The 10,975-nt window shown below is 67.8% G+C and carries 12 protein-coding genes; 3 read left to right on the top strand and 9 right to left on the bottom strand.

All coding sequences use genetic code 11. The annotated features are described in order from the left end of the window. Positions 1–414, top strand: a 414-nt coding sequence (gene leuD / locus LH128_RS25825; RefSeq protein ID WP_008830557.1) for a 3-isopropylmalate dehydratase small subunit, incomplete at its 5' end; no start/stop codon positions are given. Positions 415–550: 136 nt separating this feature from the next. On the opposite strand, the gene LH128_RS25820 is transcribed toward leuD, so the two are convergent. From LH128_RS25820 to LH128_RS25810, 3 genes are all read right to left on the bottom strand, one after another. Then, complete coding sequence (locus tag LH128_RS25820; protein ID WP_008832641.1) at positions 551–1,333, bottom strand: enoyl-CoA hydratase-related protein; 783 nt, start codon at positions 1,331–1,333, stop codon at positions 551–553. 20 nt (positions 1,334–1,353) lie between these two features. Beyond that, entirely contained in the window at positions 1,354–2,334 is a 981-nt protein-coding gene (locus LH128_RS25815) for an NAD(P)H-dependent flavin oxidoreductase (protein WP_008832640.1), read from the bottom strand. A 109-nt stretch (positions 2,335–2,443) separates the two neighbouring features. Beyond that, positions 2,444–3,070, bottom strand: coding sequence for a TetR family transcriptional regulator (locus tag LH128_RS25810; RefSeq protein ID WP_008832639.1), 627 nt, complete (start codon positions 3,068–3,070; stop codon positions 2,444–2,446). Positions 3,071–3,186: 116 nt separating this feature from the next. Between LH128_RS25810 and LH128_RS25805 the strand changes: the two genes are divergently transcribed. Beyond that, a complete protein-coding gene (locus LH128_RS25805) occupies positions 3,187–4,095 on the top strand; it encodes a M48 family metalloprotease (RefSeq protein ID WP_202196498.1) in 909 nt (302 codons plus the stop codon). Positions 4,096–4,197: 102 nt separating this feature from the next. On the opposite strand, the gene LH128_RS25800 is transcribed toward LH128_RS25805, so the two are convergent. Beyond that, a complete protein-coding gene (locus tag LH128_RS25800) occupies positions 4,198–5,430 on the bottom strand; it encodes an RsmB/NOP family class I SAM-dependent RNA methyltransferase (RefSeq protein WP_008832637.1) in 1,233 nt (410 codons plus the stop codon). Between the two features lie 54 nt (positions 5,431–5,484). On the opposite strand from LH128_RS25800, the gene LH128_RS32520 reads away from it, so the two are divergent. Further along, the gene (locus tag LH128_RS32520) at positions 5,485–5,652 is read left to right on the top strand and encodes a DUF1674 domain-containing protein (RefSeq protein WP_008832636.1); all 168 of its coding nucleotides are present in this window, start codon (positions 5,485–5,487) and stop codon (positions 5,650–5,652) included. Between the two features lie 131 nt (positions 5,653–5,783). Here LH128_RS32520 and LH128_RS25795 read toward each other — a convergent pair whose 3' ends face one another. The 5 genes from LH128_RS25795 to LH128_RS25775 are packed head-to-tail and all read right to left on the bottom strand — an operon-like array spanning position 5,784 to position 10,828. Then, the gene (locus LH128_RS25795; RefSeq protein ID WP_008832635.1) at positions 5,784–7,193 is read right to left on the bottom strand and encodes an efflux transporter outer membrane subunit; all 1,410 of its coding nucleotides are present in this window, start codon (positions 7,191–7,193) and stop codon (positions 5,784–5,786) included. Further along, the gene (locus LH128_RS25790) at positions 7,190–8,116 is read right to left on the bottom strand and encodes an efflux RND transporter periplasmic adaptor subunit (RefSeq protein ID WP_008832634.1); all 927 of its coding nucleotides are present in this window, start codon (positions 8,114–8,116) and stop codon (positions 7,190–7,192) included. The genes LH128_RS25795 and LH128_RS25790 overlap by 4 nt, the downstream gene beginning before the upstream one ends. After that, positions 8,113–8,328, bottom strand: coding sequence for a DUF1656 domain-containing protein (locus LH128_RS25785; RefSeq protein ID WP_008832633.1), 216 nt, complete (start codon positions 8,326–8,328; stop codon positions 8,113–8,115). Before LH128_RS25785 ends, LH128_RS25790 begins: the two co-directional genes overlap by 4 nt. Further along, entirely contained in the window at positions 8,325–10,379 is a 2,055-nt protein-coding gene (locus LH128_RS25780; RefSeq protein ID WP_008832632.1) for an FUSC family protein, read from the bottom strand. Before LH128_RS25780 ends, LH128_RS25785 begins: the two co-directional genes overlap by 4 nt. Next, positions 10,376–10,828, bottom strand: a complete 453-nt coding sequence (locus LH128_RS25775; protein WP_008832631.1) for a MarR family transcriptional regulator — start codon at positions 10,826–10,828, stop codon at positions 10,376–10,378. Before LH128_RS25775 ends, LH128_RS25780 begins: the two co-directional genes overlap by 4 nt. Between the last annotated feature and the right edge of the window lie 147 nt (positions 10,829–10,975).

The following is a 10,975-nucleotide window of genomic DNA, read 5'->3' as shown; positions in this document are numbered from 1 at the left end:
CCGATCCTCATCGCGGGCGACAACTTCGGCTGCGGCTCCAGCCGTGAGCACGCCGCCTGGGCGCTGCTCGACATGGGCGTGACTTGCGTGATCGCGCCGAGCTTCTCGGACATCTTCTCGGGCAATGCCTTCAAGAACGGCATCCTCACCGTGGCGCTGCCGCAGGAGGCGATCGATCGCCTGATGGAAGTGGCGCAGGACGAGACGATCGACATCGACCTCGACACGCAGTCGGTGACCACGCCGTTCCAGGATCGCTTCACGTTCGAGATCGATCCGTTCCGCAAGCACTGCCTGCTGAACGGCCTCGACGAAGTGGGCCTGACGATGGCGCAGGGCGACACGATCTCGACCTACGAAGGCAAGGCACGCGAAACGCTGCCGTTCCTTGCCAGCCCGGTGCTGGCGGCCTGACCGCAAAATCCTCCCTGTTCCGAAGGAATGGGGAGGTGGCAGCCCGCAGGGCTGACGGAGGGGGCTGCTACCCCTCCACCACCGCCTTCGGCGGCGGTCCCCCTCCCCATTGCTGCGCAACAGGGAGGATATAGCCTCAGCGTCCCTTAAACGCGGGCTTGCGCTTTTCGAGGAACGCATTGACGCCTTCGAGGAAGTCCTCGGTCCGCCCCGCCTCACGCTGGCCGCGCCGTTCCGCCTGAAGCGCGGTTTCGAGGCTGGAATCCAGCGCGTCCCACGCCATGCGCTTGATGAGGCCGAGCGAGCGCGGACCGGTGGCCAGCCGCCTGGCCAGCTTCATCGCCTCGGCATCGAGGTCCTCCTCGGGCACCACTTTGGTCGCAAGGCCCCAGTCGAGCGCGGTCCTGGCATCGACCTTCTCGCCCAGCAGCATCATCTGCATGGCGCGCAAGCGGCCGACCGCCTGCGCCAGCAGGTAGGTCGCGCCGCCATCGGGGACGAGGCCGACGTGGCAGAAGGCGCAGAAGAAGTACGACCCTTCCGCCATCAGCACCACGTCGCCCGCCGCCGCCAGACCCGCGCCGAAGCCCGCCGCAGGCCCGCGGATCGCGGTGACGACCGGCTGCTCCATAGTCTTGATCTGCATGATGACCGGGTTGAACGCGCGGTCGAGCTGGCCGCCGATATCGCGCATGGGATCGGCCAGCATATCCTGCGCCGCCGCAAGGTTTGCGCCCGAGCAGAACGCCTTGCCCTCGCCCGTCAGCAGCACCGCGCGGGCATCGCGCGCCGCCACGTCCAGGGCGTGGACCATCTCCAGCCCCATCGCCTCGGTGACGCCGTTCATTGTCTTGGGATCGTTGAGGGAAATGCGCGCGACGCCGTCCTCCAGCGAATAGAGGATGTGCTCGTAACTCATGGAATCTCCCTCTCCGTCGATCAGGCGAGCATGGCGCCCAGGCGTTCCTTCACGATTGCCTCGGCCTCGCCAACGATCCTTTCGATCAGTTCCTTGCAGGTGGGCACGTCATGGATCAAGCCCTGCACCATCCCGGCCCAGAAGATGCCCTTGGTAAGATCGCCGCTCTGCAGCAGTTCGCGGCCCACAGCGCCCGCGACGAGGTGGCGGATATCCTCGAAAGTCGAGTCGGGCCGTTCGGAAATCGCGACCACTTCGTCGGACACATCGTTCTTGCCGACGCGCGCCGAGTTCTTGAACTTGCGGAAGATGAGGTTGGTGCCGCGCTCGTCGTTCTCGACGTATTTGGCCTTCACGTTGTCGTGGATCGGCGCTTCCTTGGTGGCGCAGAAGCGGGTGCCCATGTTGATGCCCTCCGCCCCCAGCGCCAGCGCCGCGACGAGGCCGCGCCCGTCGCCGATGCCGCCGCTCGCCAGCATCGGAATCTTCACCTTGTCCGCCGCCGAGGGGATCAGGATCAGGCCAGGAATGTCATCCTCGCCGGGGTGCCCGGCGCATTCGAAGCCGTCGATCGAGATGATGTCGCAGCCGTGCCTCTCTGCCGAAAGCGCGTGGCGCACGGCGGTGCACTTGTGCAGCACGGTGACGCCGTGGGGCTTCACCATCTCCCAGATCTCACGCACCTGCTGGGTGCCCGCGGTCTCGACGATCTTCACCCCGCCGTCGATCACGGCCTGCGCGTAAGCCTTGTAGTCGGGCGGCAGGATCGTGGGCAGGACGGTGATGTTCACCGCGAAGGGCTTGTCGGTCATCGAGCGGCAGCGCTCGATCTCCTCGCGCAGCGCCTCGGGGCTGGGCTGGGTCAGCGCGGTCAGGGTGCCGAGGCCGCCGGCATTGGACACCGCGCTCGCCAGTTCGGCATAGCCGACGCCCTGCATGCCGCCCTGGACGATCGGATGTTCGATGCCGAGCATCTCGGTCACGCGGGTCTTGAATGGCATGGTTGTTGCTGCTCCCTATCGATGGTTGCAAGCGGGGCTATGTCATGCGGCGCGGGGCTTCAAGGCACCCGGGGTGCCAAGGGGCGCGTCCATCGCGGCGGCGAAGGTTTCACACCTTGCCGTTCGCCCCGATCCCCTCGATCACGAAAGCCGCGATGGCATCGCGAATCTCCGCCTCGCTGGCCATGCCCGGCGGGAACAGCCAGTCGCGGAACATCAGGTTCGCCAGCACCGCCGCGAACGACACGCGCACCATGAGTTCGGGCGCGATGCGCGGGGTCTCCCCGACGCGCGCGCGCGACATCGCCTCGCCCTTGCGGAAGTAGTCCTGCAACCCGTCGAGCGCCTCGATCCCGCCCGAGGCTTCGGGCGAATAGGCATTGGCGACCGCCAGCGAGAGGAACATCTTCGAATGGCTGCCCATGAAATCGAGCAATTCGCCGATGTAGGCCCGCGCCACATCCTTGCCCTCGCCCGCTCCGGCGGTTCGGGCCTGAAAGTCCGCGAAGTGGCGGTTCAGCGGCGTGAAGATCGCCGCGCGGAACAGCGCCTGCTTGCTGTCGTGGAAGCGGAAGATCTGCGCCTCGGTCACATCGGCGCGGCGGGCGATCGCGGCGGTCGTCGCCCCGGCATAGCCCGAGGCCTCGAACTCCTCGGCGGCGGCTTCGAGAATGCGGTCGGCCACTTCCTCGGAGGAGCGGCGGCGACGTTTCGGTTTCGGGTCGGGAGCGGTCAATCTTTCCTGCCGGTTTCGGTTGCGTGACTGCATGTGTCGGGAACGGCGCGCGCCATTGAAACCCTCCCGCCCGACCCTAGATTCGCCGGGACAAACGCTCAAGGAGACAATTGAAAGTGAACGGAATGAAGACGGCCATGCTTCTGGCGGCGCTGACGGCGCTGTTCATGGGGCTGGGCTACATGCTGGGCGGAACCGGCGGCGCCATCATCGCGCTGGTCGTGGCGGCGGGCATGAACCTGTTCACCTTCTGGAACGCGGACAGCATCGTGCTGAAGATGCACAACGCCCGCGAAGTCGGCCCGGAGAGCGAGTTCCACCGCCTCGTCGCCGAACTGGCGCAGCGTGCGCAGCTGCCGATGCCGCGCGTCTACGTGATCGACACCGAGGCGCCCAACGCCTTCGCCACCGGCCGCGACCCCGACCATGCCGCCGTCGCCGCGACCACGGGCCTGCTCGACATGCTCAGCCGCGAGGAAGTGGCGGGCGTGATGGCGCACGAACTGGGCCACGTGAAGAACCGCGACACGCTGGTGATGACGATGGTGGCGACGATCGCGGGCGCCATCTCGATGATCGCCAACTTCGGCATGTTCTTCGGCCACATGGGCAATTCGGAGGATCGCCCGAGCCCGATGGCCGCGATCGCGGCAATGGTCATGGCCCCCTTCGCGGCGATGATCGTGCAGATGGCGATCAGCCGCACCCGCGAATACAGCGCCGACAAGGCGGGCGCCGAGATCAGCGGCAACCCGCGCGCGCTGGCCTCTGCGCTGCAGAAGATCGCCGGGCCTGCCGCCCACTTGCGCAACCCCACCGTCGAGCGCAACCCGGCGGCGGCGCAGCTCTACATCGTGCCCTCGTCGGTGTCGGACCTGTTCTCGACCCACCCGGCGACCGAGAAGCGCATCGCCGCGCTGATGGCGATGGACGGCGGGGCGGTGCCCCCGCGTCCGGCCATGGCTTCGGTGCCGTGCAGTAGCGCGACGCGTGGCCGGTCGGCGCTCGATCCGAACCGGCGCTGAAGCCGCACACCTCGTCATTGCGAGCACAGCGAAGCAATCCAGGGGAGTCTCAAGCCGCCCTGGATTGCTTCGCTGTGCTCGCAATGACGAACGGGTTGGGCCTTAGCCTTTCACCCACCGCGCGATGAAGAAGCCGTCGAGGCCGCCCGCCTCGGCCAGCATTCCCGGATCGGTGCGCAGCCAGCCCTCGCCGGTCGGCGACAGACCCTCGGGCAGTTCCCCCGCCGTGATCGGAGCGAGCGTCAGTTCGACGTCGGCCGCCCGGTCCTCGCCTTCTTCCTGTTCCAGCGAGCACACGGCATAGACCAGCGTGCCGCCGGGCTTCAGCCACTCGGCCGCCCGCGCCAGCATCCGGGTCTGGATTTCGGCCATCTCCTCGATCTGGCGCGGCGCGATGCGGTGGAGCACGTCCGGATGACGGCGCGAGGTGCCCGTCGCCGTGCACGGCGCGTCGAGCAGTATCGCGTCGAACTTCTCCTCCGGCTCCCACGTGAAGGCGTCCGCGAGCACCACCTCCGCCTCCAGCGAGGTACGCTCAAGGTTCTCGCGCAGGCGCTCCAGCCGCCGCTTGGCATTGTCGAGCGCGGTGACCTTCCAGCCCGCCGCCGCCAGTTGCATGGTCTTGCCGCCGGGCGCGGCGCAGAGGTCTAGCACGGACCGGCCCTCACTCGCACCGAGCATGCGCGCGGGCAGGCTGGCGGCGAGATCCTGCACCCACCACGCACCCTCGCGGAAACCTTCGAGGTGTTCCACCGCAATCCCGCGCGGCAGGCGTACATGACCCGGCATCAGCGAGACGCCGCCGAGACGCTCGGCCCACTCCGCCGTCGCCGCGGCATCGCGCAGCGCGAGGTCCAGCGGCGGCGGCACGGCGAGACCGGCGGCGATCGTCTCGGCCCGGATGCCCCAGCGCTCCATGACCTGCTCAGGCAGGGTCGGCACTTCGGGCAGCGTCACGGCGCGCTTGGTCAGGGTCGAGAACACGCCGTGCGCCAGACGGCGCGGGCCGCCCATCAGCAACGGCAGGCCGGTGGCGATGACGGCGTGCGCGGGCGTCTCCAGCCGCAGCACTTGCGCCAGCATGATCTGCAGCACCGCGCGCGCCTTGGCGTCGTCGGCCAGCGGCAGGCGGGTGGCGGAGTCGATCAGCGCGTCGAGGTCGGCGCGCCAGCGCAGCACCTCCCCGGCGATGGCGCGGGCGAGCGCGCGGTCGGCATCGCCCTTGATGCGCGCGAGCGCGGAGCCGCCCGCCTGGTCGAGCGTCTCGCCCCTGCGCAGAACGGCATCGATGAGGTTGAGCGCGGCACGGCGCGCAGGAAGTCCGGGTATGTCCATCGTCGGCCCCTATACCGGATTGCCTTTTTCCGCCACCCGCACCACATGGGGCCCATGACCAAGCGCGCCACTGAACGTCCGGCGGCCTTCACCAAGCCCGCTCACTGGACCAACGACCCCGCTCCCCCGCCTGTCAAGGCCAAGGACGAGCAGGATCCCGACGGCCTTTCACCCACCCGCTACGGCGACTGGGTGCAGAAAGGCATCGCGATCGATTTTTGATTTGGGGTAGGAAAGCCCGCCCCCAGCTCCTCCCGCAAGCGGGAGGGGAGAACAAGGCCATGCCCTCCCGCTTGCGGAAGGGCCGGGAGGCTTGGCGGTTTACCGCCTAGCCGGACGGGGTGGGCCGGCCGCTACTGCCGCCACCCGCCGCCGAGCGCCAGGAACACCGCGATCTGGTCGTCTACCAGTGTGGTTTGCGCCGAGGCGTGACTCACCTGAGCGGAAGCCAAACTCGCCTGCGCACTTAGCAGATCGAGAAAAGCGCTACGCCCGAAGCGAAACAGCTTGCCTGCCTGCGAAGCCGATAGCCCCGCCGCATCTGCCGCCCGGCCCAGTGCCGCCTCGCGCTCCCGATCCCGCGCGTAAGTCTCCATGGCCGATTCCGCCTGCCGCAGCGCTTCCAGTACCGTACCGTCGAAATTGGCGAGATCGACGCGCACTTGCGCGTCGGCCTGATCGATCTTCGCGCGTACGGCCGGGCGGTTGGGGAAGCTCCAGCTGAGCAGCGGGCCGAGACTCATGCCGAAGCTGTCGCCGGTGCCGAAATCGTGGATCGGGCCGGAGAAGCCCAGCGACCCGCCGATACTGACCGAAGGATAGAGGTCCGCCGTCGCCACCCCGATGCGCGCGGTGTCGGCGGCGATGGTACGTTCCGCAGCACGGATATCGGCGCGGCGACGGATGAGCGCGGCACCATCCTCGACCGGCACTCCGCCCGCGAGGCGCGGCAGCGTAGCGCAGTCTGCGACTTCCGCAGGAAAATCGGCGGGCGGACGGCCCAGAAGTGTCGCCAGCAGGTAAAGCGAGTTCTGCCGCGCGGCAGTGAAGGCCGGAAGCGCGGCCGCGCTGGTCTCTACTGCGGCGGCAGCACGGCTGACGTCGAACGCGGTGCCGCGACCGCCCTTCTGCAGCCGCCGCGTGGCGTCGAGGGTCTGGCGCTGGAGCTGTACCACCCGCTGCGTCACCCCGAGCTGGTAGTTGGCGGCGCAGACTTTGGCATAGGCGCTGGTGGTCGCGGCGGCGACGCTGACGCGCACGGCATCGCGCGCGGCCTCGGTCGCCTCGGCATCGGCGGTGCTGGCCTCGATGGCTCGGCGCAGCTTGCCTTTCAGGTCGAGCGGGTAGCTCAACGCAAGTCCGAGATTGTCGGTCACCACGCCCGGCATCGAGACGCCAGTGGAGGACTGGCGCGACAAATCGACGCCGCCGCTTACCGCCGTCGACAGCGTGCGGGCGGCAGCAGCCTCGCGCAGCACGGCGCGGGCGCGGTCGAGATTGGCGTCGGCGGCACGCAAGTCGGTGTTGGCCGCCAGCGCCTGCTCCACCAGCGCGTCGAGGCGCGGGTCGTCGTAGAGCTTCCACCAGTGATCCGGCAGCGGCTCCTGCGAGAACGCCGCACCATTTGCCGAGTTGAACGTCCCTTGCGCGGCCGGCGCATTGGAGACGGCGTTCTCAGGCGGATGATAGTCCGGCCCCGCTGTCGCGCAGGCGGACAAGGCGAGCGCCAGCGCTGCCGAGCACAGGAAGCGCGGCAAGGTCACTGCACCTTCCCCTTCGGTGCGGGCTTGTTCTGGCTGTGCTGCTCGCCATGCTGCTCGCCATGCTGCTCGATCGTGACCGTCGCGGTGCGGCCCAAGATCAGGCGCACGTCCTTAGGCACCTGCGTCAGCCTCACGCGCACCGGGATGCGCTGGGCGAGACGCACCCACGAGAAGGTCGCTGCGACATTGGGCAGAAGGTTGCCCGAATCGCTGCGGGTATCGTCGTTGATGCCTGCCGCGATGCTCTCGACCCGCCCCTTGAGCACGTTCTCCTCGCCCATCAGTTTCACGCTCACCGGCGCGCCGATGCGGATCAGCGGCAGCTTGGTTTCCTCGAAGTAGCCTTCGACCCGGATCGAATCGCCATCGACCAGCGCCATGGCCTGGCTACCGGCGGCCACGTAATCGCCGGGATGCAGGTCGAGGTTGGTCACCGTGCCGTTGACCGAGGCATGGACCTGCGTGCGCTGGAGGTTGAGCCTGGCCCCGTCCAGCGCGCTCTGCGCCTCGGCCACGGCGGCGCGGGCGGTGGCCACCTTGGCGACGTTCTGTTCGTGCGACTCGGTGGCGACGAGGTCTCCCAGCGCCAGATCGCGCGAGGACTCGCGCTGTGCCTGCCCCAACGTCGCCCTTGCGCTGGAAAGGCTGGCCTCGGCCTGCTCCACCGCCAGCGAATAGCGCGGCTTGTCGATCACGAAGAGGAGATCCCCGGCCTTCACCTGCTGGTTGTCGTGCACCGAGACGGATGTGACGAGCCCCCCGATGTCCGGTGTCACCCGCACCACATCGGCACGGACACGGCCGTCGCGGGTCCAGGGACTGCGCTCGTAATGCATCCACATCCAGTATGCGATGAAGGCCGCAAGCAGGACGATGACGATGGTAGCGGCGCTGCGGCCGATGGCGGGAAGCAGGTTCTTCATGGGTGGAGACCAAAATAGGTGGCAAGGAAGGAAAGCGCGCCGAACACCATGACGTAAAGGCACAGGTCGACGAGCGCGCGATAGGCGACAATGCGGTAGAACCCCACGAAATCCGCCACGCGCATGAGCAGCATGGTCAGGACCGAGGCGATGACCGCGATCAGCAGGAGCGTGGGCATGAACACGCCCAGGATGGAGACTTCGCCGTTCATGGCTGGCCTTTCAGCGCGGCGGCTTCGGGAAAGATGTTACGGCGCAGCGAGACCAGCGCCAGTGCCGCCTTGCGGCGCACGGACCGGTCCTCGTCGCGGGTGAAGACGTGGAGCGCAGCATCGATGTCGGCCAGCAGTTCGGGCGCGGCGGGCGGACGGTGCTCGGGCTCGAGCCGGCGGTAGTAGTCGGCCACGTCGGCCAGCACACTGGTGAGGGGCGCGCTGCGAGCGGGCGGCAGGTCGAGCCGCAGCTCGCGCAGTTCGCCGATCGCCACGCCCGTGCGCAGATCGCGCAGCACGTCGTAGAGCGGCGCGCCCGGCTGCTTGCCTGATAGCGCGAGGCGGGGATTGAGCAGCGCGATACGGTCGAGCATGCGGTTGATCCAGCCGCGCACGTCGGGCGGTCCGTAGAGGTTGGCACGCTCGGCGATATCGCGCCAGCCCGCGCGCAAGGTCCGCCGGATGGCGCTCTCCAGCCCGGCCGTCTGCAGCAGGCGCGCCATCATGATCGCGAACAGCGTACCCAGCAACTGCGCCAGCGAACCGTTGGCGAAAGTGGCGAAGTTGTCGGTATATTGCTCGGCAATAATGAAGGGGCTGCCCATCCCGAGCAGCGCAGGAAGCGCGACACCGGCGTAGCGGGGCGAATGCATCAACGAGCCCAGCACCAGCAGGGGCGGCGCCAGCGTCATCGCCAGCATCGGAAAACCGTCGATGCGTGGCAGGATGCCGAAAGCGTAGATCATGCCCAGAATCGTTGCGATGAGCGTGCCGTTGAAGAACATCCACAGCGGCAACAGCGGATTGTCGGATGCCGAGAACAGCGCCAGGAACACGCCCGCCAGCATGACGGCGGTGGCACCGTCGTTCCAGCCGCTGCCGATCCACAGCGTGCAGCCCAGAATGATCGTCAGCGCCGCACCGGCCGCGCCGCGCAGGGCGCCGCGATAGTCGCGGTGGACCTCGCGATTGCGGCGTCCTTCCAGCAACGGCGGAATGCGCGCGGAAACCGGCTTACGGTTGCGGGTGCCGAGTTGTTCCGCAAGATCGCGGCAATCGAGGTGCGCCTCGATCAGGCTGGAAAGCCGTGAACCCAGGCTGAGGACGAGCATGTCGTCCCAGCCGGACGCGGCATCGATCCGCGGTTCAAGCGCGGCACAACGGGCCTTGAGGTCGGCGCCGACCTGCTCGCGCTCCTCGCGGCTCGCTTCAATCCGCGAGAGCCAGTCACGCGTGTCGGCAAGCAACGCCTCCGCCTCCTCGCTCATGGCATCGTGTTCGCGTAAGGCGCCGATACGGTCGGAGACGGCGGCTCCCAGCGGCATCAGCAGCGAAAGTTGATCCTGCAGCGCCCGCACCGTGCGCACACGCGGGGCCAGGCGGCTGGTCTCGAACGGTAAGTGGATCGAAAGTTGATGCAGTTCGGTCACATCCTGCGCCAGTCGCCGCTTTTCCGCCTCGATCGAAGGATCTGGTTCCAGTTCCAGCGAATCGCGACTCCAGCGCTCGGCATCGCGCAGCATCATCGCCACGCGGCCGAGCAGGAACGTCGAGACCGAACCCGGCAGGACGATACCGTGGATCAGGCTGCCGCACAGGATACCAATGGTGATCTCCTGAACGCGCAGCGCGGCATCCTCGAAGATGAGGTCGGGCGTTTCCACCGTCGGCAGCACGATCAGACAAGCGGTATAACCCGCTAAAACGAACATATAGCCGCGCGGCGTGCGATCGAGCAGGGAGACGAAGACGCACAGCGCCAGCCACGAAGCGAGCGCCAGCGTCAGCAGTTCCGGCGAATGGGCCAGCGGCGGCACCATGAGCACCGAAGCCGTGGCCCCGACGAAAGTGCCGATGACGCGGAACAGCGCCTTGGAAACGACCGCGCCGGCTAGCGGCGCGGCGACGATATACGCGGTAAGGAAGGCCCAGTACGGTCGCTCCAGCCCGATCGAAAACGAGATATAGGCCGCCAGGATCGCTGCCAGAAACGCCTTGATCGAGAAGATGGCCGCCGGGACGCCCCAGCGCGCGAAGATCGGCCGGTTCACGTCCGCCCCCGCATCTCTGCAGCGCGGTTGCCCACAGTAGTAATCAAGTTTACGGCCGCTTCGAGGTCGGCGTCCGGAATGCCGTCCAGCAATTCCCCCCGCAGCGCCACCAGCCGCGCTTCCGCCTTGCGGGCGATACCCGCGCCCTCTCGGGTAAGGTGGAGAAGATTGGCGCGGCGGTCACCGGCATCGGCGAGGCGCTCGACGAGACCCGCCGATTCGAGCTGGCGCACGGTGGTGGTCAGCGATGCTTCGGTGATACCGATGGCCCGCGCCAGATCCGCCTGCCGCGCTCCTGCGCCCAGCCGCTCGAGATGGACCAGCGCCCAGCCCGCCGAGTTGGAAATCTCCAGCGAGGCGAGGATGCGGTCGGCAAGCTGCCTCCACGCCCGCCCAACAGGCGCGAGTTGCGTGGCGAGGTCATGGGCAAGGCTCGATCGGTCGGTCATGGGTCCTGGGGGGATCGGGGGTGGCGGGTACTTAGGCTCCTAACTATTATCGGGCAACCGGGTTGCCCTTGCGATTTACAAGCCAGCAATGCCGGAAATTGCAATTCGCGCAAGTGGGACGTTTGGGCCACTTCGTCGTCCCGGACT

This window comes from Sphingomonas sp. LH128 (assembly GCF_000293195.2).
Taxonomy (GTDB): Bacteria; Pseudomonadota; Alphaproteobacteria; order Sphingomonadales; family Sphingomonadaceae; genus Novosphingobium; species Novosphingobium resinovorum_A.
Note: the sequence above shows the minus strand (reverse complement) of the source record. Positions and strands in the feature narration are given on the sequence as shown.